28 protein-coding genes are annotated in these 26501 nt (G+C 67.9%); 16 read left to right on the top strand and 12 right to left on the bottom strand.

Translation table 11 applies throughout. The features are described from left to right. Nucleotides 1–54 precede the first annotated feature (54 nt). From gcvT to I5803_RS00390, 6 genes are all read left to right on the top strand, one after another. Nucleotides 55–1191, top strand: coding sequence for a glycine cleavage system aminomethyltransferase GcvT (gene gcvT, locus I5803_RS00415; RefSeq protein WP_231402310.1), 1137 nt, complete (start codon nt 55–57; stop codon nt 1189–1191). 37 nt (nt 1192–1228) lie between these two features. Further along, nucleotides 1229–1603, top strand: coding sequence for a glycine cleavage system protein GcvH (gene gcvH, locus I5803_RS00410; protein WP_196984456.1), 375 nt, complete (start codon nt 1229–1231; stop codon nt 1601–1603). Nucleotides 1604–1611: 8 nt separating this feature from the next. Further along, complete coding sequence (gcvP, locus tag I5803_RS00405) at nt 1612–4503, top strand: aminomethyl-transferring glycine dehydrogenase (protein ID WP_196984455.1); 2892 nt, start codon at nt 1612–1614, stop codon at nt 4501–4503. A gap of 10 nt (nt 4504–4513) precedes the next feature. Next, a complete protein-coding gene (locus I5803_RS00400) occupies nt 4514–5260 on the top strand; it encodes a sulfite exporter TauE/SafE family protein (protein WP_196984454.1) in 747 nt (248 codons plus the stop codon). An 80-nt stretch (nt 5261–5340) separates the two neighbouring features. Beyond that, nucleotides 5341–5727: a response regulator gene (locus I5803_RS00395; protein ID WP_196984453.1), complete on the top strand. Its 387-nt coding sequence runs from the start codon at nt 5341–5343 to the stop codon at nt 5725–5727. Between the two features lie 29 nt (nt 5728–5756). Beyond that, complete coding sequence (locus tag I5803_RS00390; protein ID WP_196984452.1) at nt 5757–6203, top strand: response regulator; 447 nt, start codon at nt 5757–5759, stop codon at nt 6201–6203. Between the two features lie 13 nt (nt 6204–6216). On the opposite strand, the gene I5803_RS00385 is transcribed toward I5803_RS00390, so the two are convergent. From I5803_RS00385 to I5803_RS00355, 7 genes are all read right to left on the bottom strand, one after another. Then, the gene (locus I5803_RS00385) at nt 6217–6867 is read right to left on the bottom strand and encodes a DsbA family oxidoreductase (RefSeq protein ID WP_196984451.1); all 651 of its coding nucleotides are present in this window, start codon (nt 6865–6867) and stop codon (nt 6217–6219) included. Nucleotides 6868–6912: 45 nt separating this feature from the next. Beyond that, a complete protein-coding gene (locus tag I5803_RS00380; protein WP_196984450.1) occupies nt 6913–7680 on the bottom strand; it encodes an alpha/beta fold hydrolase in 768 nt (255 codons plus the stop codon). 8 nt (nt 7681–7688) lie between these two features. After that, the gene (locus I5803_RS00375) at nt 7689–8102 is read right to left on the bottom strand and encodes a carboxymuconolactone decarboxylase family protein (RefSeq protein ID WP_196984449.1); all 414 of its coding nucleotides are present in this window, start codon (nt 8100–8102) and stop codon (nt 7689–7691) included. Further along, nucleotides 8099–9307: a lyase family protein gene (locus I5803_RS00370; protein ID WP_196984448.1), complete on the bottom strand. Its 1209-nt coding sequence runs from the start codon at nt 9305–9307 to the stop codon at nt 8099–8101. Before I5803_RS00370 ends, I5803_RS00375 begins: the two co-directional genes overlap by 4 nt. A 28-nt stretch (nt 9308–9335) precedes the next feature. Then, entirely contained in the window at nt 9336–10328 is a 993-nt protein-coding gene (locus tag I5803_RS00365) for an SDR family oxidoreductase (RefSeq protein ID WP_196984447.1), read from the bottom strand. A 105-nt stretch (nt 10329–10433) separates the two neighbouring features. Next, the gene (aroC, locus tag I5803_RS00360) at nt 10434–11531 is read right to left on the bottom strand and encodes a chorismate synthase (protein ID WP_196984446.1); all 1098 of its coding nucleotides are present in this window, start codon (nt 11529–11531) and stop codon (nt 10434–10436) included. A gap of 34 nt (nt 11532–11565) precedes the next feature. Beyond that, nucleotides 11566–12030: a CBS domain-containing protein gene (locus I5803_RS00355; protein ID WP_196984445.1), complete on the bottom strand. Its 465-nt coding sequence runs from the start codon at nt 12028–12030 to the stop codon at nt 11566–11568. Between the two features lie 97 nt (nt 12031–12127). Between I5803_RS00355 and I5803_RS00350 the strand changes: the two genes are divergently transcribed. The 4 genes from I5803_RS00350 to I5803_RS00335 are packed head-to-tail and all read left to right on the top strand — an operon-like array spanning nt 12128 to nt 15910. Further along, nucleotides 12128–13423, top strand: a complete 1296-nt coding sequence (locus I5803_RS00350; protein ID WP_196984444.1) for an O-acetylhomoserine aminocarboxypropyltransferase — start codon at nt 12128–12130, stop codon at nt 13421–13423. 10 nt (nt 13424–13433) lie between these two features. Next, entirely contained in the window at nt 13434–14252 is an 819-nt protein-coding gene (locus I5803_RS00345; protein ID WP_196984443.1) for an alpha/beta fold hydrolase, read from the top strand. Nucleotides 14253–14278: 26 nt separating this feature from the next. Continuing rightward, nucleotides 14279–15538, top strand: coding sequence for a cytochrome P450 (locus I5803_RS00340; RefSeq protein ID WP_196988410.1), 1260 nt, complete (start codon nt 14279–14281; stop codon nt 15536–15538). A gap of 24 nt (nt 15539–15562) precedes the next feature. Then, nucleotides 15563–15910: an Mpo1-like protein gene (locus tag I5803_RS00335; protein WP_196984442.1), complete on the top strand. Its 348-nt coding sequence runs from the start codon at nt 15563–15565 to the stop codon at nt 15908–15910. 1 nt (nt 15911) lies between these two features. On the opposite strand, the gene I5803_RS00330 is transcribed toward I5803_RS00335, so the two are convergent. Beyond that, a complete protein-coding gene (locus I5803_RS00330) occupies nt 15912–17114 on the bottom strand; it encodes a YihY family inner membrane protein (RefSeq protein WP_196984441.1) in 1203 nt (400 codons plus the stop codon). Between the two features lie 23 nt (nt 17115–17137). On the opposite strand from I5803_RS00330, the gene I5803_RS00325 reads away from it, so the two are divergent. The 6 genes from I5803_RS00325 to xth all read left to right on the top strand — a co-directional run bounded on the left by I5803_RS00325 (nt 17138) and on the right by xth (nt 21787). Beyond that, nucleotides 17138–17533, top strand: a complete 396-nt coding sequence (locus I5803_RS00325; protein ID WP_231402309.1) for a DUF2069 domain-containing protein — start codon at nt 17138–17140, stop codon at nt 17531–17533. Continuing rightward, nucleotides 17530–18942, top strand: a complete 1413-nt coding sequence (locus tag I5803_RS00320) for an FAD-binding oxidoreductase (protein ID WP_196984440.1) — start codon at nt 17530–17532, stop codon at nt 18940–18942. Before I5803_RS00325 ends, I5803_RS00320 begins: the two co-directional genes overlap by 4 nt. 151 nt (nt 18943–19093) lie before the next feature. Then, nucleotides 19094–19900, top strand: coding sequence for a thymidylate synthase (locus I5803_RS00315; protein ID WP_196984439.1), 807 nt, complete (start codon nt 19094–19096; stop codon nt 19898–19900). 4 nt (nt 19901–19904) lie between these two features. Next, nucleotides 19905–20405: a dihydrofolate reductase gene (locus tag I5803_RS00310; RefSeq protein ID WP_196984438.1), complete on the top strand. Its 501-nt coding sequence runs from the start codon at nt 19905–19907 to the stop codon at nt 20403–20405. A 1-nt stretch (nt 20406) separates the two neighbouring features. Further along, nucleotides 20407–21000 (top strand): DUF4337 domain-containing protein, encoded by a 594-nt coding sequence (locus tag I5803_RS00305; RefSeq protein ID WP_196984437.1) that lies wholly within the window; start codon nt 20407–20409, stop codon nt 20998–21000. Between the two features lie 7 nt (nt 21001–21007). After that, entirely contained in the window at nt 21008–21787 is a 780-nt protein-coding gene (xth, locus tag I5803_RS00300) for an exodeoxyribonuclease III (RefSeq protein WP_196984436.1), read from the top strand. 3 nt (nt 21788–21790) lie between these two features. On the opposite strand, the gene ntrC is transcribed toward xth, so the two are convergent. The 4 genes from ntrC to glnA all read right to left on the bottom strand — a co-directional run bounded on the left by ntrC (nt 21791) and on the right by glnA (nt 26452). Continuing rightward, nucleotides 21791–23287, bottom strand: coding sequence for a nitrogen regulation protein NR(I) (gene ntrC / locus I5803_RS00295; RefSeq protein WP_231402308.1), 1497 nt, complete (start codon nt 23285–23287; stop codon nt 21791–21793). 38 nt (nt 23288–23325) lie between these two features. Further along, a complete protein-coding gene (gene glnL / locus I5803_RS00290) occupies nt 23326–24465 on the bottom strand; it encodes a nitrogen regulation protein NR(II) (RefSeq protein WP_196984435.1) in 1140 nt (379 codons plus the stop codon). Next, nucleotides 24410–24895 carry a hypothetical protein gene (locus tag I5803_RS00285; protein ID WP_196984434.1) on the bottom strand — a complete coding sequence of 162 codons (486 nt, stop codon included), beginning with the start codon at nt 24893–24895 and terminating at the stop codon, nt 24410–24412. Before I5803_RS00285 ends, glnL begins: the two co-directional genes overlap by 56 nt. Nucleotides 24896–25033: 138 nt before the next feature. After that, entirely contained in the window at nt 25034–26452 is a 1419-nt protein-coding gene (glnA, locus tag I5803_RS00280) for a type I glutamate--ammonia ligase (protein ID WP_196984433.1), read from the bottom strand. Nucleotides 26453–26501: the final 49 nt, after the last annotated feature.

Below are 26501 nucleotides of genomic sequence, written 5' to 3'. Positions count from 1 at the left end.
CGATGGTTCCGGCCCGCTCCGGCGGGCCTCGATCAGCCGCCCCTGGAGAGCCCCTTGGCCGACAGCGAAGAACAACACCTTCTCCATACGCCCCTGAACGCGCTGCACGTCGAGCTCGGCGCGCGCATGGTTCCCTTCGCCGGCTACGCCATGCCGGTCCAGTACCCCACCGGCCTGATGGCCGAACACCGGCACACGCGGGAGCATGCGGGCCTGTTCGACGTGTCGCACATGGGCCAGCTGAGCCTCTCCGGCCCGGACGCGGCGGCGGCCTTCGAAACGCTGATGCCCGTGGACGTGATGGGCCTGGCCGTCGGCAAGCAGCGCTACGGCCTGCTCCTCACCGACGAGGGCACGATCATCGACGACCTGATGTTCGTGAACCGCGGCGACGACAACCTCTTCGTCATCGTCAACGGCGCCTGCAAGCACGGCGACATCGCGCACATCCAGAATCGCATCGGCTCGCGCTGCGAGGTGACGCCCATGCCCGAGCGTGCCCTGCTCGCGCTTCAGGGACCGGAGGCCGTGACCGCGCTGCAGCGCGTGGTGCCGGGCGTCAAGCAGCTGGTCTTCATGACCGGCGGCGCGTTCGAGTGGAACGGCGGCGAGCTTTTCATCACGCGCAGCGGCTACACCGGCGAGGACGGCTTCGAAATCTCCGTGCAGGAGACGCAGGCCGTGGCCTTCGCGCGCGCATTGCTCGCTCAGCCCGAAGTGAAGCCCGTGGGCCTGGGGGCGCGCAACTCGCTGCGTCTCGAAGCGGGCCTGTGCCTCTACGGCAACGACATCGACACGACGACGACGCCCGTGGAGGCCGCGCTCAACTGGGCGATCCAGAAGGTGCGCCGCACCGGTGGCGAGCGCGCCGGCGGCTTCCCCGGCGCGGACCGCGTGCTCGGCCAGCTCGACGGCACGGTGCCGCTCGCGCGCAAACGCGTGGGCCTTGTCGCCCTCGAGCGCGTGCCGGTGCGCGAGCACACGCCCCTGCACGACGCGCAGGGCCAGGCCATCGGCGAGGTGACGAGCGGACTGCTCGGACCCAGCGTGGACAAGCCCGTGGCCATGGGCTACGTGCCGCCCGCCCTCGCCGCCAACGGCACGCGCGTCACGGCGATGGTTCGCGGCAAGCCCGTGGCCATGGAAGTCGCGCCCCTGCCCTTCGTTCCCAACCGCTATTACCGCGGCTGATCCTTTTCCCCACTCTGCCCATCCCAGGAGAACACCCATGACGATGAAGTACACCGAAGACCACGAATGGATCCAGCTCGAGGACCATGAAGCCGCCGTCGTGGGCATCACGCTGCACGCGCAGGACGCGCTGGGCGACGTCGTGTTCGTCGACCTGCCCGAGGTGGGCCGCGTCTACAACAAGGGCGAGGTCGCGGGCGTGGTCGAGTCCGTCAAGGCCGCCGCCGACGTCTTCATGCCCATCGCGGGGGAAGTGACGGAAGTCAACGAGGAACTGCGCGCCAACCCCGCGCTCGCAAATACCGACCCGATGGGCAACGGCTGGTTCTTCAAGATCCTCATCAAGGACATGGCGGAATTCGACGTCCTGATGGACGAGCCCGCCTACGCCAAATTCTCCAAGAACGACTGAGCCTGCCCATGCTGATGCAATCCGCCCGCCCGCTCGGCGAGCTCGAAAACTCCACCGAATTCATTCCCCGCCACATCGGCATCGAAGAGGCCGACGAGCAGCACATGCTCTCGGTCATCGGCGAGGCCTCGCGCCGCGCATTGATCGAAAGCATCGTGCCGCGGTCCATCGCGCGGGCCAGCGCGATGAAGCTGCCCGCGCCGGTGACGGAAGCGGCAGCCCTCGGCGAGCTGCGGGCGATCGCATCGCGCAACCAGGTCTTCAAGAGCTTCATCGGCCAGGGCTACCACGGCACGTATACGCCCGGCGTGATCCTGCGCAACGTGCTGGAAAACCCCGCCTGGTACACGGCGTACACGCCCTACCAGGCCGAGATCAGCCAGGGGCGCATGGAAGCGCTCGTCAACTTCCAGACCATGGTGTGCGACCTCACGGGCCTGCCCATCGCCAATGCGTCGATGCTGGACGAAGCCACCGCGGCCGCCGAGGCGATGACGCTCGCGAAGCGCAGCGTGCGCAGCAAGAGCAACGTCTTCGTCGTGGCGGGCGACTGCCATCCGCAAACGATCGAGGTGGTGCAGACCCGCGCGAAGCCGCTGGGCATCGAGGTCGTGCTCGCGAATTCCGCGGAGGAATGGGACGCGGCGCTGGCCGGCGAGTTCTTCGCCGCGCTCGCGCAGTACCCCGCGACCAGCGGACGCATCGACGACTTGCGCGCCGACGTGGACAAGGCCCACGCGAAGCAGGCGGCATTCATCGTCGCCGCGGACCTGCTCGCGATGACGCTGCTCGTGCCGCCCGGCGAATTCGGCGCCGACATCGCGGTCGGGACGACACAGCGCTTCGGCATGCCGATGGGCGCGGGCGGCCCGCACGCCGCGTACATGGCGTGCCGCGATGAATTCAAGCGATCGCTGCCGGGCCGCCTCGTGGGCGTCAGCATCGATTCGCACGGCAACCCGGCCTACCGCCTCGCGCTGCAGACGCGCGAGCAGCACATCCGCCGCGAGAAGGCGACGTCGAACATCTGCACGGCGCAGGTGTTGCCCGCCGTCGTCGCGAGCATGTACGCCGTCTACCACGGGCCGAAGGGATTGAAGCACATCGCGCAGCGCGTCGCGAGCTACACCGCGATCCTCGCGAAAGGGCTCGAGCAGTTGGGGCACCGCCCGCACCATCCCGGCGCCTTCGACACGATCACGCTGAAGACGGGCGAGGCGACCCAGGCCATCGCCGCCGCCGCCCGCGCACGGCAGGCCAACCTGCGCGTGTACTGGGGCGAGTTCCTGTGCATTACGCTCGACGAGACCACCACGCGAGCCGACATCGAGATGTTGTGGTCCCTCTTCGCGAAGCCCGGGCAGGCCGTGCCGGAAGTGGCGGCCTTCGAAAAGGGCATCGAGCCGATGATCCCGCCGGAGCTGCGCCGCACCAGCGACTTCCTCACGCACCCGGTGTTCAACACGCACCATTCCGAGACCGGCATGCTGCGCTACATCCGCGCGCTGTCCGACAAGGACCTCGCGCTGGACCGCAGCATGATCCCGCTGGGCAGCTGCACCATGAAGCTGAACGCGACCAGCGAGATGATCCCCATCACCTGGCCGGAGTTCGCGCACGTGCATCCGTTCGCGCCGCGCGAGCAGCTGCAGGGCTACGCCGAACTCGACGCGCAGCTGCGCGCCTGGCTGTGCCAGGCCACCGGCTACGCGGGCATCAGCCTGCAGCCCAACGCCGGCTCGCAAGGCGAGTACGCGGGCCTGCTCGCGATCAAGGCCTTCCATGAAAGCAAGGGCCAGGGGCACCGCAACATCTGCCTCATCCCGTCGTCGGCCCACGGCACGAACCCGGCGAGCGCGCAGATGGTCGGCATGCAAGTCGTCGTCACCGCCTGCGACACGAACGGCAACGTCGATCTCGCGGACCTGAAGGCCAAGTGCGAGCAGCACAGCGCCAACCTGGCCGCGGTGATGATCACCTACCCCAGCACGCACGGCGTGTTCGAGATGCAAGTGAAGGAGCTGTGCGCGCTCGTGCACCAGCATGGGGGCCGCGTGTATGTGGACGGCGCGAACATGAATGCGCTGGTCGGCGTCGCGGCGCCGGGCGAATTCGGCGGCGACGTGAGCCACCTCAACCTGCACAAGACCTTCTGCATCCCGCACGGCGGCGGCGGGCCGGGCGTCGGGCCCGTCTGCGTGGTGGAAGATCTTGTCCCCTTCCTGCCCGGCCACGAGGCCGGCGGCGTGCCCAGCCATGGCGTCGGCGCCGTTTCCGCCGCGCCGCTGGGCAACGCGGCCGTGCTGCCGATCAGCTGGATGTACTGCAGGATGATGGGCGCGCAGGGACTCACGCAGGCCACGGAAATCGCGATCCTGTCCGCCAACTACATCAGCGTGAAGCTGCGGGAGCACTACCCGACGCTCTACGCCAGCGCCAACGGACACGTCGCCCACGAGTGCATCCTGGACCTGCGTCCGCTCAAGGAAGCCAGCGGCGTGACGGCCGAGGACGTCGCCAAGCGCCTCATCGATTACGGCTTCCACGCGCCGACGCTGAGCTTCCCCGTCGCGGGAACGCTGATGGTCGAGCCGACGGAGAGCGAAACGCTCGACGAGCTCGACCGCTTCATCGGCGCGATGGTCGCGATCCGGGAGGAGATCCGCCGCGTCGAGCGCGGCGAATGGCCGCAGGACGACAACCCGCTCAAGCACGCGCCCCACACCGCCGCCGCGCTGATGAGGGGCGAGTGGAAGCACGCGTACACCCGCGAAGCCGGCGCGGCCGTGCTCGACGAGCGGCGCCACGCCAAGTACTGGCCTCCGGTCGGCCGGGTGGACAACGTCTACGGCGACCGCAACCTGTTCTGCGCCTGCGTGCCGATGTCCGCGTACGAGTGATGCCGCCGATGTGGAGCTGATCCTCATCGTCATCGCGGGCGCGGCGCTGGCCGGCTTCGTGCAGGGCCTGTCGGGCTTCGGCTTCAGCCTCACCAGCATGTCGCTATGGGCCTGGACGCTGGAGCCCCAGCTCGCGGCCTCGCTCGCCGTGTTCGGAGGCCTCACCGGGCAGGTCATCGCGGCCGTCACGGTGCGACGAGGATTCGACGCGAAGCTGCTGGCCCCCTTCGTGCTGGGCGGCCTGTGCGGCCTGCCGCTCGGCCTCTACCTGCTGCCGCGCCTGGACGTCGTGCTGTTCAAGGCCCTGCTCGGCCTGCTGCTCATCGTCATGTGCCCGGCCATGTTCTTTTCCGCGCGGCTGCCGCGCATCCGCGGCGGGCGTGCCGGCGACGCGGTCGCGGGCGCGGCCGGCGGTGTCATGGGCGGCCTCGGCGGCTTCTCGGGCGTGGTGCCCACCCTGTGGTGCACTATGGGCGGCCTGGACCGGGACACCACGCGCTCCGTGATCCAGAACTTCAACCTCGCGATGCTCGCGGTCAGCTTCGCAAGCTATGTCGCCACCGGCATCACCACGCGCGCGATGTTGCCGCTCCTGGCCATCGTCGCCCCCGCGATGCTGGTCCCCTCGCTGCTCGGTGCGAGGCTGTACCTCGGCATCAGCGAGGCCGCGTTCCGCAAGGTCGTGCTGGGCCTGCTCACCGCATCGGGCGCCGCCATGCTTGTGTCGGCCTTGCCTGTCCTGCTCGCGCGCTCCTGAACCTACCCGCGCGATGCGCGCCGGAGGTACAGTGTCGGCATGAGTACGGTGGGTGCGCGCATGCGCCAAGGAGACGAGCAGTGGGCCTGAGAGCGTTCGTGGTGGAGGACAACGTGGCCATCCGCGACAGCCTGTCCGAGGCGCTGGCCGAGCTGGCCGGCATCACGACCGCGGGCGTCGCGGGCAGCGAAAAGGCCGCCCTCGCCTGGCTGGCCGACCCTGGCAACCAGTGGGACGTCGCCATCGTCGACATCGTCCTGGAGCACGGCGGCAGCGGGTTCGGCGTGCTGCGCTCGCTGCAGGGCCGCGATCCGTCGCGCAAGGTGGTGGTGCTCACGGGCACCGCGAACCCCGACGTGCGCCGCCAGTGCCTGCAGCTCGGCAGCGACGGCGTCTTCGACAAGTCGATCGAGACCGATGCGCTGCTCGATTACTGCCTCCAGCTGGCGTCGTCTGTGCGAAAATAGCACTCATTGCGACTCGCGCTGGGCCCCAAATGAACGACGCCGCGATCTTCGTGGTGGATGACAATCCCGATCACCTCGAACTCACCGTCATGGCGCTCGCCGAGTGCTGCGACATGCAGGACGTCGCGACGGCCGGCGACGGGGTGGAAGCGCTCGACTACCTGTTCGGCCGCGGCGCCTACGCGGGCCGCGACACCAGCGTCCAGCCGCAACTCGTCATCCTCGATCTCAAGCTGGTCCGGCTGCACGGGCTCGACGTCCTCAAAGCCATGCGGCAGGACCCGCGCACCGCCACGGTCCCCGTCGTGATGCATTCGTCGTCCACCGAAAAGGCGGACATCGCGGCCTGCTACGCCAACGGCGCCAACAGCTATGTGCGCAAGGCGACCGACTACGACGAGCTGCGCCGCAAGATGCGGCAGATCCACGATTTCTGGATCACCGTCAACGAGCGCTCGCGCCGACCGGGCGCCTGAAACGCGCGGGGGCTCACGCCTGCGCGGCGAGGCGCCGCAGCGCTTCCTCGAACACTTCGGGTGGCTGCCCGCCCTGGATCAGGTGGCGGTCGTCGATGATCACCGCGGGCACCGCGTGGATGCCGTTGTCGGTGTAGAAACGCTCGCGCTCGCGCACCTCCGCGGCGTATTCGTCGCCCGAAAGAATTTCCCTGGCGCGTGCTTCGTCCAGACCCACGGACCGGACCGCGTCGAGCAGCACCTCATGGTCGCCCGGGCTGCGCCCGTCGGTGAAGTACGCCTTGAGGAACGCCTTCTTCAGCGCGTGCTGGCCCTCCCCCGGCAGCGTCCCGGCCCAATGTAGGAGGCGATGCGCGTCGAAGGTGTTGTAGATGCGGCCGCGCCCTTCCTTGCGGAATTCGAAGCCCACGCCGGCGCCGCGCTCGCGGATCGCCTCGCGCGCCTGCTGCTGTTGCTCGGGCGTGGTGCGGTACTTCTGCGTGAGGTGCTCCGTGATGTCCTGTCCCGCCGCGGGCATCTGCGGGTTGAGCTCGAAGGGCTGGAAGTGCAGCGTGGGCCGCTGGCCCGGCTCCAGCCGTTCGATGGCGCGCTCCAGGGACGCCAGGCCGATCGCGCACCACGGGCACGACACGTCGGAGACGAAATCGATCTTCATGCGGGCCATCGTAGTGAATTTCGCGCCGCCTTGCAGCGGCCGGGCTGCACGGCCTCAATGCCGGCGGATGAATTCCGCGACCAGACGCGCGAACTCGGCCGGTTTCTCCACCGCGCTTAGGTGCGCGGCGTGGATCGCGGCAAGTTCGGCACCCGCGATGGCCCCGCGGATGGCTTCGGACATCGCCATGGGCGTCGCTTCGTCGCGGGTGCCGCCGATCACGAGGACCGGGCACGCGATGCGCGCGTTCGACGCCGTGAAATCGATGCGGGACACGGCGTCGCAGGCGTCCGCGTAGGCCCCGGCGTCGCTGGCCTCCAGCACGGCACGCAGCGCCGCGACGCGCACGGCGCCGTCCCGGTCCTGCCGGAACTCCGGCGTGAACCAGCGCTGCATCGCGCCGTCGGAGATCGCCGTCATGCCGGAGGCTTTGACGGTGTCGATCCGCGCCTGCCACATCGCACGCGCCGCGTCGTCGTAGAGGCTGGACGAGTTGGCGACCACGATGCTCGCGACGCGCTGGGGGTGGCGCGCGGCCAGCGCCTGCGCCACCATCCCGCCCATCGACAGGCCGACGAAATGCACCGGGCCGTCCGCTTGCGCCGCGATGAGCGCCGCCGCGTCGTCGGCCATGTCCTCGATGGAGAACGGGCCGGGCACCATGGGCGACTGGCCGTGGCCGCGCTGGTCGTAGCGCAGCACGGTGAACGACGGCGCGAGTTGTGCGGCGACGCCGTCCCACATGGTGAGGTCGCAGCCGAGCGCATGGCCCAGTACGACCAGCGGGCCGCGGCCCTCCTTGACGAAATGAAGTGTGGGCATGGAATCGATCAGGCAGATTTGGGCGGCAACAGGCCGCGTTCGCGCAGGATGTCGGCGACCAGCCCGAAGGCATGGTTGGCCACCGGCACACCGCAATAGATGGCGGACATGAGGATCACCTCCTTGATGTCCTCCGGCGTGAGGCGGGACTCGGGCGGGCCGTCGAGCGCCGCGCGCACGTGCATCGCGAACTCCTCGTAGCTCCTGATGCCCAGCATCATCGACAGCACCATGTACCGGCGTGTCTTGTCGCCCAGCGCCTCGCGGCCCCAGATCTCGTTCCACGCGTAGCGCGTGATGAGGTCCTGGAACTCGCCGTTGAATTGGTTGCTGTTGCGCTGGGCCTTGTCCACCCATGCATCGCCCAGCACGCGGCGGCGGTTGGCCATGCCGCTGGCGTGATCGTCCTGGCGGTCGCTCATATGTCGTCCTTCATTTGTTGGCGCAGCGCCTCCACCTGCGCGCGCGCAAGGCATGCCGCGTGATCGGCGAGCGCCGGGTCGAACCATTCGGAGGCCGCCTGCGCAGGCAGCTCCGCACGCAGGCGGTCCAGGTTGGCCCGCATGCGCTGCGTATTCACCTGCAGGCCCGGCAGCGCCTGCGCCATCGCACGCACGCTGCCGTGCGCGGCCTGCAGCAGGCGCGGCCACGCGGCCAGCTCGGCTTGCCAGGCACCGAGGGCGCGTTCGTGCTCCTGCGGCATGGCGGCGAGCATCACGGCGAGGTGCTGCGGCGCGGCCTGCGCGGCGGCGAGCGCTACCATCGCGGCGACGGGATTGCGCTTGTGCGGCATCGCCGACGATCCCCCGCGGCCCTCTTCCGACGGCTCGCTCGCCTCCCCGACTTCCCATTGCGACAGCAGCGAAAGGTCTTTCGCGATCTTGCCGAGGCTGCCGGTCAGCAGCGCGAGCTCGCAGGCCAGCCCCACCCAGCGGTCGCGCTGCGTGTGCCACGGACCGGCAGGGGCGGACAGGCCGAGCAGCCGCGCCATCGCCGCCACCACCTCGGGCCCCTTGCCCTTCATCTGCGCCTGCGTCCCCACGGCGCCGCCGAGCTGGACGGCAAGTGCGTCGCGCATCGACGCGCGCAGCTTCGCGCGGGCGTGCACCAGCGGCGCGGCCCACTGCGCGGCCTTCCAGCCGAAGCTGGTCACGGATCCCGGCTGGCCGAGCGTGCGGGCCAGCATGGGGGCGTCGCCGTGCCGGTCCGCCAGGGACAGCAGCGCCTCGATGGAAATCCCGAGATCGGCGAGGACCGCATCGAGCACGGGCCGGCTCGCCAGGGCCGACGCGGTATCGATCACGTCCTGGCTCGTCGAGCCGAAGTGCGCGAACGCCACGGCCGATGCATCGCGCTCGCCGACGCGCTGCTTGAGCGCCTTCACCAGCGGGATCGCCACGCTCCCGGCGCGACCGCTCTCGTGCGCGATGGCCGCCGCATCGAATCCGGCGGTGTCGTTGCAGCACGCGGAGATGACCTTCGCGGCCGCGGCGGGGATGAGGCCGCATTCGGCCTGCGCGGTGGCCAATGCGGATTCGAAACGCAGCATCTGCGCGACGAAGGCCCGTTCGCCGAACGCCTCCAGCGCCTCGGCCGTGGAGAGAAAGCTCTCGAAGATGCTGCTCATGCGCCGGTTATACACCGGCGCCCGGCCCTCAACTGCCCACGCTGCCCGTGACCGGCAGCACGATGCCCGTGATGTAGCTCGAGCACACCGGCGAGGCGAGGAAGACGTACGCGGGAGACAGCTCCTCGGGCTGCGCGGGCCGCTTCATGTCGGTGTCCCCGCCGAACTTCGCGATCCGGTCGGGGGGCGAATCGGCTGGGTTCAGCGGCGTCCATACCGGGCCCGGGGCCACGGCGTTGACGCGGATGCCCTTGTCGATCAGGTTGCTGGCGAGCGACATCGTGAAGGCATGGATCGCGCCCTTGGTGGCCGAATAGTCGAGCAGCATCTTGCTGCCTTCCAGCCCCGTGACGGAGCCGGTGTTGATGATGCAGGAGCCGCGCTGCAGGTGCGGCACGGCGGCACGCGCCATGTAGAAGTAGCCGAAGATGTTGGTCTTCATCGTCTCTTCGAGCCGCTCGTCGGTCACGTCGGCGATGTCCTCCGCGTGCAGCTGGAAGGCCGCGTTGTTCACCAGCACGTCGAGCCGGTCGAACTGCTTCACGCATTTGTCCACCGCCTGCTTGCAGAACTTCGAATCCTTCACGTCGCCGGGGATCAGCAGGCACTCGCGCCCTTCCTTCTCGATGTAGCCCTTGGTCTCCTGCGCGTCCTCGTGCGAGTTGAGGTAGACGATGGCGACGTCCGCGCCTTCGCGCGCAAAGAGCACCGCCACCGCGCGGCCGATGCCCGAGTCGCCACCCGTGATGAGCGCGACCATGCCCTTGAGCTTGCCGCTGCCGCGGTAGTCCGGCGCGAGGAACTGCGGCTTGAGCTCCATCTCCGACTCGTGGCCGGGCTTCTTCAGGTGCTGCGCGGGCAGCGGCAGTTCCGGCTGGTCGCGAAGGCCGGCCTGCACCGCCTTGCCGGGCTTCTCGCCGGCGGGGGATTTCGTCTTTGCCTTGGCGGCATCCTTGCGGTCCTGCTGCGCCTGCAGCTCGCGCTGCTTGTCGCCGGTGTCTTTGGCACTGGGCTTGGCCATGCGTCGCTCCTTCGTGTGAAAGAGCCACTATGGGCAGCCGCGCCGCGCGCCGCTATGGAAGTCTGCGGCATCGGCTGTAGGACAAGGCCGACGCCGGGCCGGTGGCTAGAGGAACGAGGAGGGAATGGGATCCATCGGCGGCGCGACATCGCCGTTCTGCGCCCGCTGGCGCAGGGCATGCTCGATCACGACGAGCGCCAGCATGGCCTCCGCGATCGGCGTCGCGCGGATGCCCACGCAAGGGTCGTGGCGGCCCTTGGTGACGACCTCGGTGGATTCGCCCTTGAGGTTGATGGTCTCGCGCGGGCTGATGATGGAGCTGGTCGGCTTGATCGCGATCGACACTTCGAGGTCCTGCCCGGTGCTGATGCCGCCAAGCACGCCGCCTGCGTTGTTGGTGCGAAAGCCCTGGGGCGTGGGCGAATCGCCGTGCGTCGTGCCGCGCTGCGTGACGCTCGCGAAGCCCGCGCCGATCTCCACGCCCTTGACGGCATTGATGCCCATCATCGCGTAGGCGATGTCGGCGTCGAGGCGATCGAAGAGCGGCTCGCCGAGGCCGACGGGCACCTGCGATGCGACAGCGCGGATGCGCGCGCCGCAGGAGTCGCCGGCCTTGCGCAGCGTGTCCATGTACGCCTCGAGCGCGCTCACGTCGGCGACCGGTGCGAAGAACGGGTTGTGCGGCACGTGGTCCCAGCTTTCGAAGGGGATCGCGATGTCGCCGATCTGCTGCATGCAGCCGCGGAAGGTGGTGCCGTACTTTTCGAACAGCCATTTCTTCGCGACCGCGCCCGCCGCCACCATGGGCGCCGTGAGCCGCGCCGATGCGCGCCCACCGCCGCGCGGATCGCGCCGGCCGTACTTCTGCAGGTAGGTGTAGTCGGCGTGGCCGGGACGGAAGGTCTGCGCGATCTCCGAATAGTCCTTGCTGCGCTGGTCGGTGTTGCGGATCAGGAGCGCGATCGGCGTGCCTGTGGTCCGGCCCTCGTAGACGCCCGAGAGGATCTCGACCTTGTCCTCTTCCTGGCGCTGCGTGACGTGGCGGCTGGTGCCGGGACGGCGGCGGTCGAGGTCGGGCTGGATGTCGGACTCGGACAGCGCCATGCCCGGGGGGCAGCCGTCGATCACACAGCCGATCGCGGGGCCATGCGACTCGCCGAAATTGGTGACCGCGAAAAGGGTGCCGAATGTGTTGCCGCTCATGGGGAGGGATTATCCCCGAGCCGAGGCGGCGGCCCTACAGCTGCGCGCCCGGCTGCTGCTCCTCGCCGGCCGGCCAATCTCGGATGTACGCCTTGAGCATGCGGTTCTCGAAGTTCTGGCTGTCCACCACCGCCTTCGCGACGTCGTAGAAGCTGATCACGCCCATCAACATGCGGCGGTCCATCACGGGCATGTAACGCGCGTGGCGCTCCAGCATCATGCGGCGCACTTCGTCGAGCTCGGTCTCGGAGGTGCACGTGAGCGGATGGTCGTCCATCGCCGTGCGCACGAGCGTGGAGCCGACCACGCCGCCGTTCTTCACGATGCACAGGATCACCTCGCGGAAGGTGAGCATGCCGGTGAGCTCGCCGTGGTCCATCACGACCAGGGAGCCGATGTCTTTTTCCGCCATGGCGGAGATCGCATGGGAAAGCGGCTCGTCGGGCGTGACCGTGTACAGGGTGTTGCCCTTGACGCGCAGGATGTCGCTGACTTTCATGGCCTGTCTCCTCGGATGGCCCGCCATGGCGAGGCGGTGAGAACAATATAGCCCACAATCAGGGGCGCATCCATAGAGACAAGGAAGGAGACCCGCAATGCCCGGTTACTCGGACCCCGGCTTCGACACACTCGCGCTGCATGCCGGCGCCGCGCCCGACCCCGCCACGGGCGCCCGGGCCGTGCCCATCCACCTGACGACCTCCTTCGTGTTCGAATCCAGCGACCACGCCGCCGCGCTCTTCAACCTCGAGCGATCCGGCCACGTCTACTCGCGCATCAGCAACCCGACCAACGCGGTGTTCGAGCAGCGCATGGCCGCGCTCGAAGGCGGGATCGGCTCCATCGCCACCGCCAGCGGGCAGGCGGCGCTGCACCTGAGCATCGCGACCCTCATGGGCGCGGGCTCGCACATCGTGGCGAGCACCGCGCTCTACGGCGGCTCGCAGAACCTGCTGCACTACACGATGCGCCGCTTCGGTATCGACACCACCTTCGTGAAGCCCGGCGACATCGACGGATGGCGCGCCGCGGTGCGGCCCGACACGCGCCTGTTCTTCGGCGAAACCGTGGGCAACCCCGGGCTGGACGTGCTCGACATTCCCACCGTCTCGGCCATCGCGCACGAGAACGGCGTCCCGCTGCTCGTCGATTCGACGCTCACCTCGCCCTACCTCATCAAGCCCTTCGACCACGGCGCGGACCTCGTCTACCACTCGGCGACCAAGTTCCTCTCGGGCCACGGCACGGTGATCGGCGGCGTGGTGGTGGACGGCGGCAGCTTCGACTGGGAGCGCTCGGGCAAGTTCGCCGAGCTCTGCGCGCCCTACGATGGCTTCCACAACATGGTGTTCAGCGAGGAATCGACCGTGGGCGCGTTCCTGCTGCGCGCGCGTCGCGAGGGCCTGCGCGACTTCGGCGCCTGCATGAGCCCGCACACCGCCTGGCTCATCCTGCAGGGCATCGAGACGCTGCCGCTGCGCATGGACAGGCACATGGGCAACACGCGCAAGGTGGTGGACTTCCTCGCCGCGCATCCCTTCGTGGCGCGTGTCGGCCACCCGATGCTCGAATCGCACCCGAGCCATGCGCTTGCGCAGAAGCTGCTGCCGCGCGGCGCCGGCTCGGTGTTCAGCTTCGACATGAAGGGCAGCCGCGAGCAGGGCAAGAAGTTCATCGAGACCCTGAAGATCTTCAGCCACCTCGCCAACGTGGGCGACTGCCGCTCGCTCGTGATCCACCCGGCCAGCACCACGCACTTCCGGATGACGGACGAAGCGCTCGCGGCCGGGGGCATCACGCAGGGCACGATTCGCCTCTCCATCGGGCTCGAAGACCCCGACGACCTCATCGACGACTTGAAGCGCGCGCTCCGGGCCGCCGAGAAAGCGTGAGGGAGCCGCCATGGAACTGCAAGTCAACGGGCGCAAGGCCTACTGCTACACCGGCGGCAAGGCATTCGATGCCGCCAAGCCGACCATCGTCTTCATCCACGGCGTCCTGAACGACCACAGCATCTGGATCCTGCAGACGCGCTACATGGCCCACCACGGCTGGAACGTGCTGGCGGTGGACCTGCCGGGGCACTGCCGCAGCGAGGGCGAGGCGCCGTCCACGGTGGAGGAAGCCGCTTCCTTCATTTGCGACCTGCTGGATGCGGCGGGCGTGCAGCAGGCGGCGCTCGTGGGCCACAGCTGGGGCTCGCTCATCGCGCTGGAGGCAGCCTCGCGCCTGAAGCAGCGCGCGACGCATCTCGTGATGGTGGGCACCGCCTATCCGATGAAGGTCTCGGACGTGCTGCTGGACGCCTCGCGCGACGAGCCGATGAAGGCGCTGAAGATGATCAACGTCTTTTCGCGCAGCACGCTGGCGGCGCCGCCGTCCGCGCTCGGCCCGGGCACCTGGGTCTATGGCGCGGGCATGGCGCTCGGGCGGCGCGTGCTCGCGAGCAACACGCACACCAACGTCTTCCACCGCGGCTTCGTGGCCTGCAACAGCTACGCGAACGGCGAGGCGGCGATCGCCGCGATCACCTGCCCCGTGCTCTTCCTGCTCGGCTCGGTCGACCAGATGACGCAGGCGAAGGCCGCGCAACTGCTCATCGGCGTGGCGCGCGAAAGCGGCAAGACCGTGACGGTGAGGGCGCTCGACGTCGGACACCACCAGATGTGGGAGACCCCCGACTCCACGCTGTTCGCGATCCGCGATTTCCTGCAGACGTGAGCACGGCCGCCGTCATCACACCGCCGATGTCCCCGGCGCGTGCCGAGCAGGTCGCGGCTGGTTTCGACCTGCGCGCGCTGCCCGCCGACTTCTACGCGAACCCCTACCCCGTCTACGACCGGCTGCGCGCGAGCGAGCCCGTGCGCCGCATGCCCGACGGCTCCTGGTTCCTCACGCGCTACGCGGACCTCGTGGCGGTCTACCGCGACGCGCAGGGCTTCAGCTCCGACAAGAAGGTGGAGTTCACGCCCAAGTACGGCGCCGGCTCCGCGCTGCTGGAGCACCACACCACCAGCCTCGTCTTCAACGACCCGCCCCTGCACACGCGCGTGCGCAAGCTCATCATGGGCGCGCTCACGCGCCGCGCGATCGCGGACATGGAGCCGGGGCTCGTCACGCTGGTGGACGGCCTCCTCGACAGGATCGAAGACAGGCGCGGCGGCGACCTGATCGAGGACTTCGCCTGCGCGATTCCGGTGGAGATCATCGGCAACCTGCTCGGCGTGCCGCACGAGGACCGGGCGCCGCTGCGCGACTGGTCGCTCGCGATCCTCGGTGCGCTGGAGCCGAAGCTTACGCCGGCGCAGGAGGCGCTCGGCAACCGCAGCGTGAGCGAGTTCACGGCCTACCTCCGGACGCTGGTCGCCGATCGCCGGCGCTCGCCCGGCGATCCGGAGCACGACGTGCTGACACGGCTCATCCAGGGCGAGGAAGCGGGCGAGCGCCTGTCGGAGCCGGAGCTGCTGCAGAACTGCATCTTCATCCTCAACGCAGGCCACGAGACGACCACGAACCTCATCGGCAACGCGCTCGCCGCGCTGCAGGAATGGCCCGAGCAGAAGGCCGGGCTGATCGCGGGATTGCAAGCGGCCGCGCACGACCCCGCCGCGCAGGAAGCGCTGCTCACGACCGCCGTCGATGAATTCCTGCGTTTCGAATCCTCCAACCAGCTCGGCAACCGCCGCGCGCTGCGCGCCTGCGCAGTCGGCGGCGTGCAACTGGAGGCCGGAGCGCTCGTCACGCTGTGCATCGGCGCAGCGAATCGCGACCCGGCGCAGTTCGACCGCCCCGGCGAACTCGACCTGCGCCGCGCGAACAACCGGCACCTCGCGTTCGGCTTCGGCATCCACCAGTGCGCGGGCCTGAGCCTCGCGCGCCTGGAAGGCCGCATCGCGATCGGGCGCTTTCTCGCGCGCTTTCCCGGCTACCGCCTCACGGAATCGCCGACCCGGGGCGGGCGGGCCCGCTTTCGCGGGTTCTTGCACGCGCCCTTCTCCGTGGCCTAAACTGCCCGCAAACAGGAGACAGCCATGGCCTCAGCTGATACCGTTCACGCGGCGGGCGCGCCCGCCGACCCTCGCGCGATCAAGAGCTTCGCCGAGTTCTACCCGTTCTACCTCTCCGAGCACAGCGACCGCACCTGCAGGCGCCTGCACTTCGCCGGCTCCAGCCTCGCGCTCGCATGCCTCGTCGCCTTTGCCGCGACCGGCAACGTGTGGTGGGTACTGGCAGGCCTGCTCTGCGGCTACGGCTTCGCGTGGATCGGCCACTTCGGCTTCGAGAAGAACAAGCCCGCGAGCTTCAAGCGGCCGCTCTACAGCTTCATGGGCGACTGGGTGATGTACAAGGACATCTGGACGGGGAAGGTGAAGATCTAGCCTAGATCGCGTCGCGCAGCGTCATCTCCGACAGCCGCGCGCTCGTCCACAGCTTCTGCGTCACCTCGGCGGACGGCACCAGCAGTTGCCGCAGCAGGGGCGCGAGCTTCGTCGAAGCCGGGTCGGCCAGCAGCACGAAGCGCGTGTTCTCCTCCTCGCTCACTTCGTTGACGCGCCCCACCCAGTCCAGCGCGACGAGCGCCTCCAGCACCGGCTCCAGCTGCAAGGCGTCGACCTGCAGCGCCTGCGCGACCTGCGTCATGGACAGGCCGTGGCGCGGTGTGCCGCGCGCACGCTCCAGCTGCTGCAGCGATTCGAGCGCGAGCTGGAACTGCCACCCGGGCCCGCCGCCGCGCCTGTGCGTGCCCGCAATCAGGCTGGGCAGGTAGGCCGCGATCACCGCGCCGAGCAACGCGATCACCCAGACCACATAGATCCACACCAGCAGGATCGGGAAGGTGGCGAAGGCCCCGTACACCGCCGAATAGGTCGGCACCTTGCCCAGGTACAGCGCGAGCAGCTTGCGTGCGATCTCGATGCCGGTCGCCGCGAAAAGGCCCCCGGCCCAGGCATGGCCGCGGCGCACTGGTGCGTTCGGCACATAGCGGTACAGCGCCGCGAGGCCGGCGGCGAGCAGGAAGAATTCGACGATGGCGAGCAGCAACTGGACCGCGCCGGGCACCGCGGACACCAACCCCCGCGACGCCGAGAGCAGGTAGGAGCTGAAGCTGAGCGACGCGCCCAGCAACAGCGGGCCCAGCGTCATCACGGCCCAGTACACGAGCACGCGCTGGCCGAGCGGCCGCGCGCGCTTCACGCGCCAGATGCCGTTGAGCGTGCGGTCGATGGTGAGCACCAGGGCCAGGGCCGTGACGAACAGCGCCGCGAGGCCGACCGCCCCGAGCCGGCTCGCCTTGCCCGCGAACTGGTTGAGGTAACCCAGCACCTGCCGCGCGATCGCATCGGGGATCAGGCTTTGCAGCAGCCAGCCTTGCAGCGCGTCCTGCAGCTTGCTGAACATCGGGAAGGCGGTGAACACCGCGAGCGCCACGGTGAAGAACGGCACCAGCGCCATCGTGGTCGTGAAGGTGAGGCTGCTGGCGGTGAGGCCCAGCCGGTCTTCGCGAAAACGCTCGCGCAAGGTGAAGGCGGTCGACCGCCAGGGAAAGCGCGTGAGTTCGGCGAGCAGGGGCTTGAAGTCCATCGGCCGCTATGATGCCATCGGCCATGGACGTCCCCGCACCACCCCCCGCAGCACCTGTTGCAGCACCACCTCTCGTGGCCTTCGCGCGGGGGCTCGCCGTGGCGAGCCTGCTCGGGCTGATCGTGCTGGGCCTGGCGTGGGAACTGTGGCTCGCGCCGCTGCGGCCCGGCGGCTCCTGGCTGGTGCTGAAGGTGCTGCCGCTGTGCGTGCCGCTCGCGGGCCTGCTGCGCAACCGCATGTACACCTACCGGTGGGTGAGCCTGTTCGTCTGGCTGTACTTCATCGAAGGCGTGGTGCGCTCCACCGGCGACCGGCCGCCCAGTTCGTGGCTGGCCATGGCCGAAATCGCCTTGTGTCTCGCCCTCTTCGCCGCGTGCGTGCTGCACGTGCGCTCACGCCTGCGGAAGGCAGCAACATGAATTCCCTGATCGAGCAATTGAAGACCATCGCCGGCGCGCCGAACGTGCTCGTGGATGGCGACCTCACCGCCTACGAGCAGGACTGGCGCAAGCGATCGCGCGGCAAGGCGCTGGCTGTGGTGCGTCCCGCGAGCACGACGGAAGTCGCCGCCATCGTGAAGGCCTGCGCCGCCGCAGGCGCGAGCATCGTGCCGCAGGGCGGCAACACGGGTCTCGTCGTCGGCTCCACACCGGACGAAAGCGGCAGCCAGGTCGTGCTGAGCCTGCAGCGCACGAATGCCGTCCGCAGCATCGATGCCCATAACCTCACCATGACGCTCGAAGCGGGTTGCATCCTGCAGGCAGCGCAGGAAGCGGCCGAGCGCGAGGGCCTGCTGTTCCCGCTCAGCCTCGCGGCCGAAGGCAGCTGCACCATTGGCGGCAACCTGTCGACCAACGCGGGCGGCACGCAGGTCGTGCGCTACGGCAACGCGCGCGAACTGTGCCTGGGTGTCGAGGTGGTCACCGCGCAGGGCGAGATCTGGAACGGCCTGTCGGGCCTGCGCAAGGACAACACGGGCTACGACCTGCGCGACCTCTTCATCGGCAGCGAAGGCACGCTCGGCGTGATCACCGCCGCGACGATGAAGCTCTATCCCCTGCCGGTGGCGTCGCTCACCGCGTGGGCCGCCGTGCCGACGATGCAGGACGCGGTGGAGTTGCTCGCCCTCGCCCACCGCCACCTCGGCGCCGGTTTGACCGGGTTCGAAGTGATGGGGCAGTTCCCGCTCCAGCTCGTGGCGCGGCACTTCCCGCAGCAGCGCGTGCCGCTGTACGAGCAGAGCCCCTACTGCGTGCTGCTGGAAAACTCCGACAGCGAATCGGAAGACCACGCCCGCGCGCAGTTCGAGCGGCTGCTCGAGCTGGCGATGGACAAGGGCCTGGTGAGCGACGCGGTTGTCGCGGAGAACATCGCGCAGGCACGCCAGCTCTGGCACATCCGCGAGAGCATCCCGATGGCGCAGGTGGAAGAAGGCCTGAACATCAAGCACGACATCTCCGTGCCGGTGTCGGCGATCCCGAAGTTCTGCGAAGTGACGGACGCCTTGCTGGCGCGCGAAATCCCGAACGTGCGCCTCGTCAACTTCGGCCACCTCGGCGACGGCAACCTGCACTACAACGTGCAGGCGCCCCCGGGCGTGGATCCGGCGGCATTCCTGCGCGAATACGAACACCGCGTGACGACGCTCGTGTACGACTCGGTGCGCAATTTCGGCGGCTCGATCTCGGCGGAGCACGGCGTCGGCAGCCTTAAACTGGACAAGCTGGAAGACCATAAATCGCCGGTGGCGCTGGGGATGATGCGGGCGATCAAACGTGCGCTAGATCCGCAGAACCTGATGAATCCTGGCAGGGTGCTGAATCCCTGATCGTTTTTTGGACGCAGAATTCGCGGAAACTACGCAGAAGGAAGACAAGAAAAATACAAATTGCATTTTGGTTCTTTCTTGCCTTCCTTCTGCGTAACCTCCGCGAATTCTGCGTCCGGATATTTGGTTCAGGCCCTTGCATAATCTAGCCATGACAGCCGCCCGCTCCCAGTACGAGGACTTCATGCGCCATGTGTACACGCATGGCACGCCCAAGGCCGACCGCACCGGCACGGGCACGCGCAGTGTGTTCGGCTACCAGATGCGCTTCGACCTGAACGAAGGTTTTCCGCTCGTCACGACCAAGAAGGTCCACCTCAAGTCCATCATCCACGAGCTCCTGTGGTTCCTCCAGGGCTCCAGCGACAACAACTGGCTCAAGGCGCGCGGCGTCTCCATCTGGGACGAATGGGCGCGCGAGGACGGCGACCTCGGCCCCGTCTACGGGGTGCAGTGGCGCAGCTGGCCCACGCCGGATGGCGGGCACATCGACCAGATCGCGGAAGTCATCAAGACGCTCAGGACCAACCCCGACTCGCGCCGCATCATCGTGAGCGCATGGAACGTCGCCGACATCCCGAAGATGGCGCTCGCGCCCTGCCACGCGTTCTTCCAGTTCTACGTCGCGGACGGCAAGCTCTCGTGCCAGCTGTACCAGCGCAGCGCGGACATCTTCCTGGGCGTGCCCTTCAACATCGCAAGCTACGCCCTGCTCACGCACATGGTGGCGCAGCAATGCGACCTGGGCGTGGGCGACTTCATCTGGACGGGCGGCGACTGCCACATCTACAGCAACCACCACGAGCAGGTGGAGCTGCAGCTGTCGCGCGAGCCGCGCCCCTACCCCACGCTCCACATCAAGCGCAAGCCGCCTTCGATCTTCGACTACGAATTCGAGGATTTCGAAGTGACCGGCTATGACCCCCACGGGGCGATCAAGGCGCCGGTGGCGGTGTAACCGCATGACCCGCCTCGGACTCGTCTTCGCACGCGCGCGCAACGGCATCATCGGCAAGGACGGCGTGATGCCGTGGCACCTGCCCGCCGACATGGCGCACTTCAAGCAGGTGACGATGGGCGCGCCCGTCATCATGGGACGCAAGACCTGGGAATCCCTGCCGCCGCGCTTTCGTCCCCTGCCGGGTCGCAGCAACATCGTCGTCACGCGCCAGTCGGACTGGCAGGCACCGGGCGCGACGCGCGTGGCCTCGCTCGAGGAAGCCGTCGCCGCGTGCGCCGGCGAACCCCGCGCATGGATCATCGGCGGCGGGCAGATCTACGAACAGGCCGCCGCGATCGCGCACGACGCGGAGGTGACGGAGATCGACGCCGACTTCGATGGCGACACCTATGCGCCGCAGCTCGGCGCGCACTGGCAGGAACAGCACCGCGAAAGCCACTTGTCCACCGGGGGGCTGCGCTACAGTTTCGTGACACTGCACAACACACAACGAGGAGACTGACATGTCAGGAGCGGGATTTCACGTGCACGGGCCGCACGACCACGAGCTCGAACACGCCACGCAGCACGCCGCGCACGGCGAAGGCGCCGGCGGCATGATCAACCAGATCGCGATGTTCACCGCGGTGATCGCCACCATCGGCGCGATCTTCGCGTACATGGGCGGCGCGACGCAGGCCAATGCCGGCCTCTACAAGAACAACGCCGCGATCAAGAAGACGGCGGCGTCCAACCAGTGGAACTACTTCCAGTCCAAGAGCACCAAGCAGTCGCTCGCCGAAGTCTCGCGCGACCTCACGCCGCAGCAGGCCGACAAGGACAAGTACCAGGCCAAGATCGACCGCTACGAGAAGGAAAAGAAGGAGATCGAAACCGAGGCCCGCAAGCTCGAGGCCGAGTCCGACGACTGGGACAAGCAGAGCGACGCGCAGATGCACGTGCACCACCGCTGGGCCCAGGCCACGACCGCCTTGCAGGTCGCCATCGCCCTGGCGGCCATCGCCCTCCTCACCCGCAAGAAGTGGCTGGAGTGGGGCATGTTCGGCATGGGTGCGATCGGTGTGGCGATCGGGATCGCGGCGGCACTGCACATCTGAGCTTCCCGTGAAGATCACCACCTGGAACGTCAACTCCCTCACCGCGCGCCTGCAGCACGTGCTGGACTGGACGGCGGCCAACCCCGTCGACGTCCTGTGCCTGCAGGAGCTCAAGATGACGGACGACAAGTTCCCGCTCGACGTGCTGCGGGACGCCGGCTACGGGCACTGCGCGGTGTTCGGGCAGAAGACCTACAACGGCGTCGCGATCATGAGCCGAGCGCCGGTGCGCGACGTGGTGAAGAACATCACCGGCTTCGCCGACGAGCACTCGCGCGTGATCGCGGCGACGGTCGATTCGCCCGCCGGCGAGCTGCGCGTCGTCAACGGCTATTTCGTGAACGGGCAGGCCCCCGGCACCGACAAGTTCGCCTACAAGATGAGCTGGCTGAGCGGACTGCGCGCCTACCTGGAGGCCGAGATGCGGCAGCACGGGCGCCTCGTGCTCTTGGGCGATTTCAACATCGCGCCGGAAGACCGCGATTCCTTCGACCCCGAAGGCCTGCGCGAGACCATCCACCACACGAGCGAGGAGCGCGAGCACTTCCGCCAGATCGTCGGGCTGGGCCTGTGCGACAGCTTCCGCCTGTTCGAGCAGCCGGAGAAGAGCTTCAGCTGGTGGGACTACCGGATGCTGGGCTACCCGAAGAACCGCGGCCTGCGCATCGACCACATCCTCGTGAGCGACGCGGTGCGCCCGCACGTGAAGTCCTGCGGGATCGACCGCGTGCCGCGCAAATGGGACAAACCCAGCGACCACGCCCCGGTGACCGTCGAGCTCGGCTGACGCTCAGCCCAGGCCCAGTTCCTGGATCTTGCGCGTGATGGTGTTGCGGCCGATGCCGAGCTTCTGCGCGGCCTCGATGCGGCGGCCGCGCGTGTTGGCCAGCGCCGTGAGGATCAGCCGGGATTCGAAGCGCTTGGTGAGCGCATCCCATACGTCGTGGCGGCCGCTCGCGAGCAGCTCCATCGCTTCGGCTTCGAGGCCGGTCTCCCAGCTCTTCCCACCCACATCGAAGCCGGTGACGGCCGGCACGGCGGGCGCGGCATGCGAAGCGTCTTCGGACGCGACCCCGCGCGAAACTTCCGGCGCCGCCGCAGGTGTCCGCGCGGCGGATTCGGAGGTGCCGATCACTTCCGGCGGCAAGTCCTTCGGCTCGACCAGTTGCGCCGGCGCCATCACCGTGAGCCAGTGGCAGATGTTCTCCAGCTGCCGCACGTTGCCAGGGAACGCGAAGGTGCCGAGCTTCGCGAGCGCCGCATCGGAAATCCGCTTGGGCTCCACGCCGAGCTGCTTGGCGCTTTGCTGCAGGAAATGGCGCGCGAGCATCGGGATGTCTTCCAGCCGCTCGCGCAGCGCCGGCAGCCGCAGGCGGATCACGTTCAGCCGGTGGAACAGGTCTTCGCGGAACACGCCTTCCTTCACGCGCTGCTCGAGGTCCTGGTGGGTCGCCGCAATGACGCGCACGTTCGCCTTCACGGCGTTGTGCCCGCCCACGCGGTAGAAGTGGCCATCCGACAGCACGCGCAGCAGGCGCGTCTGCAGGTCGAAAGGCATGTCGCCGATCTCGTCGAGGAAGAGCGTGCCGCCTTCGGCCTGCTCGAAGCGGCCGCGCCGCATCGTCTGCGCGCCGGTGAAGGCGCCGCGCTCGTGGCCGAACAATTCGGATTCGAGCAGGTCCTTCGGGATCGCGGCCGTGTTGATCGCAACGAAGGGCCCGCCCGCGCGCGGCGAATGCTTGTGCAGCGCGCGCGCGACGAGTTCCTTGCCCGAGCCCGATTCGCCGGTGATCATCACCGTGACGTTGCTTTGCGACAGCCGCCCGATCGCGCGGAACACGTCCTGCATCGCGGGCGCCTGGCCGAGCATCTCCGGCGTCTCCGCCATGCGCTCCTCCGCGACTTCCTCGCGCTGGCTCTCTTCCACCGCGCGGCGGATCAGCTCGATCGCCTTGGGCAGGTCGAAAGGCTTGGGCAGGTACTCGAAGGCGCCGCCCTGGAACGCGGAGACCGCGCTGTCCAGGTCGGAGAACGCCGTCATGATGATGACGGGCAGGCCGGGGAGTTTTTCCTTGACCTTGGTGAGCAGGTCCAGGCCGGAGCCGCCCGGCATGCGGATGTCGCTCACCAGGATCTGCGGTCCGTTGTCGTCGTCGCCCGCCTCGAGGGCCTGCAGCACTTCGCGGGGGTTGGTGAAGCTGCGCGTGGGCAGGTCTTCCCGCAACAGCGCTTTTTCGAGCACGAAGCGGATGGATTGGTCATCGTCAACGATCCAGATCGGCTTCATCGGTTTTATCTTGTCGCCTCAGGTCAATCGCACATTTCTCATGGCAACGGAATCAACAATTTGAAATCCGTCCGTCCGGGGACACTGTCGCACTCGATCAGGCCATGGTGCTGCTGAACGAATGTTTGTGCAAGCGTCAGCCCCAGCCCCGAACCGCCTTCCCTCCCCGAGACGAGCGGATAGAAGATGCGATCCCTGATCGAGTCCGGCACGCCGGGCCCGTTGTCGATGACATGCAATTCCAGTGCCAGTCGGTAGCGCTGCTTGCCGAAAGTCACCTGCCGGGCGATCCGCGTGCGAAACACCAGCTGCGCATCGCCCGCGGAAATGCGGTCGGCCAGCGCCTGGCAGGCGTTGTGGGCGATGTTCAGCACCGCCTGGATCAACTGCTCCCGGTCGCCGCGGAACTCGGGGATGGAGGTGTCGTACTCACGCACGACGCGCAGGCCCTTGGGAAACTCCGCGAGGATGAGCGAGCGCACGCGCTCGCACACCTCGTGGATGTTCACGTCGCCCACCACGTGCGGCCGCCGGTGCGGGGCCAGCAGCCTGTCCACCAGCGTCTGCAGGCGGTCGGCCTCGTGGATGATGACGCGCGTGTACTCCTTCAGGTCCCTGGACTCGATCTCCATCTCGAGCAGCTGCGCCGCGCCGCGGATGCCGCCGAGCGGGTTCTTGATCTCGTGGGCGAGGTTGCGGATCAATTCCTTGTTCGCCTGCGCCTGGTCGATCAGGCGCTCCTCGCGGTCCTGGCGGGCCTGCGCCTCCAGCGGCAGCAGCTCCACGACGAACTCGCCGGGCTTGTCCGTCTGCGCCACGACGACGTGGACGGGCAGCGAATCGGCGCCGGCCTGGCGCACGAGCCGCGCGTCGTAGCGCAGCGCCGCGAATTCATTGCTGCTCGCGCCCTCGAGGGCGTTCTGCAGGATCACCGGCTCGGTGAAGCACTGCGGGAGGTTGGAGCCTTCGATGGTGCGGCGCGAGATGCCCAGCGCGTCTTCGAGCGCGGAGTTGGCGAAGAGCACCGATCCGTCTGCGGCCACCACGGCCACCAGCGTGGCCAGCAGGTCGAGCGACTGGAAGCGCTCCGGTTGCGCCGCCTTGGGGTTGCGGAACTCGTTCTTATTTGCGGCCGAGCTCGCGCTTGATGCCGGCGATGTCGTTTTCGTTGCGCGCAATGTTGGCCTTCAGTTCCGCGACGCGGTCCAGGTATTTCTGGTGGTTGCGGTGCTCGGGGCCCAGCTTTTCGGGCTCGCCGTTGTTGTATTCCTTCAGCAGCTCGGCCTGCCGCGCCTCGGCCTTCCTGAGTTCGGCTTCGAGGATGCCGCGCGCATCCGAATCGCGCGCACGCTGGTCGTCGGCGTCCACGCGCTGGCCGGGACCGGCCGCGGACTGCGGGGCCGTCGCCACGCGCACCGGTGCGTTGGTGGTCTTGACGCTCGTGCCCTCGACGACGGTGATGTTGCCGCCCTCCATGGGCCTGCAGTTGTTGGCCTTGGCCTCGGCGGCGTTGTTGGTGTAGACGTTACCGGTGCAGCGGAAGATCTGTGCGTGGCTGTTGGCCACCACAAAGAGGGCTGCAAGCGGAACCAGGAAGGCGGATTTCATTGCTATCTCCTCGCATCCGAAAATGCTCAGGACGGCCTGCCAGTATCGCGCAACTTCTCAGAAAAGCCAATTAAGCGCTTGATTCGAAAAGGAAAAGGGCGGCATGCGCCGCCCTTTTAAACCACAGACTGTGATTAATTACAGGCTGTAGTACATGTCGTACTCGACCGGGTGCGTCGCCATGCGGAAGCGCGTGACTTCCTGCATCTTCAGCTCGATGTACGCATCGATCATCGTGTCGGTGAACACGCCGCCCTTGGTCAGGAAGCCCCGGCCCTTGTCCAGGTAGTCCAGCGCCTGGTCCAGGCTGTGGCAGACGGTCGGGATCTTCGCGTCTTCTTCGGGCGGCAGGTGGTACAGGTCCTTCGTGGCGGCTTCGCCCGGATGGATCTTGTTTTCCACGCCGTCGAGGCCGGCCATCAGCAGGGCCGCGAAACCGAGGTACGGGTTGCACAGCGGATCCGGGAAGCGCGCCTCGATGCGGCGGCCCTTCGGGTTTGCCACGTACGGGATGCGGATGGAAGCGGAGCGGTTCTTCGCGGAGTACGCGAGCTTGACCGGCGCCTCGAAGCCGGGCACCAGGCGCTTGTAGCTGTTGGTGCCGGGGTTGGTGATGGCGTTGAGTGCACGGGCGTGCTTGATGATGCCGCCGATGTAGTACAGCGCGTAGTCCGACAGGCCCGCGTAGCCGTCGCCGGCGAACAGGTTCTTGCCGTCCTTCCACACGGACTGGTGCACGTGCATGCCCGAGCCGTTGTCGCCGACGATGGGCTTGGGCATGAAGGTCGCGGTCTTGCCGTAGGCATTGGCGACGTTCTGCACGACGTACTTGAGCAGGATGGTCCAGTCGGCGCGCTGCACCAGCGTGCTGAACTTGGTGCCGATCTCGTTCTGGCCCGCGCCCGCCACTTCGTGGTGGAACACTTCGACCGGGATGCCCAGGGATTCGAGGATCAGCGAGATCTCGGCGCGCAGGTCCTGCGTGCTGTCGACCGGGGGCACGGGGAAATAGCCGCCCTTGACGGTCGGGCGGTGGCCCTTGTTGCCGCCTTCGAGCTTGCTGCCCGTGTTCCACGGCGCCTCGTATTCGTCGATCTTGAAGAACGAGCCGGACATGTCGTTGCCCCAGCGCACGTCGTCGAAGATGAAGAATTCGGGTTCCGGTCCGAAGAAGGCCTGGTCGCCCAGGCCCGACGCCTTGAGGTAAGCCTCGGCGCGGCGCGCGATGGAGCGCGGGTCGCGGTCGTAGGCCTTGCCGTCGCCCGGCTCCAGCACGTCGCAGGACAGGAACAGCGTGGTCTCTTCGAAGAAGGGGTCGATGTTGGCCGTGTTCGGGTCCGGCATGAGCAGCATGTCGGAGGCTTCGATCCCCTTCCAGCCCGCGATGGACGAGCCGTCGAACGCGTGGCCGGCGCTGAACTTGTCTTCATCGAAATGCGACACCGGCACAGTGACGTGTTGTTCTTTTCCGCGGGTGTCGGTGAAACGGAAGTCGACGAACTTGACTTCGTTTTCCTTCACCATCTTCATGACGTCTGCGACGTTCTTGGCTGCCATCGAATTCTCCTGTGGATGGGTGTGTTGAAAGGGGTACGGGTTCTGGAAT

The sequence above is a fragment of the Caenimonas aquaedulcis genome (assembly GCF_015831345.1).
In the GTDB taxonomy this organism is placed as follows: Bacteria; Pseudomonadota; Gammaproteobacteria; order Burkholderiales; family Burkholderiaceae_C; genus Ramlibacter; species Ramlibacter aquaedulcis.
Note: the sequence above shows the minus strand (reverse complement) of the source record. Positions and strands in the feature narration are given on the sequence as shown.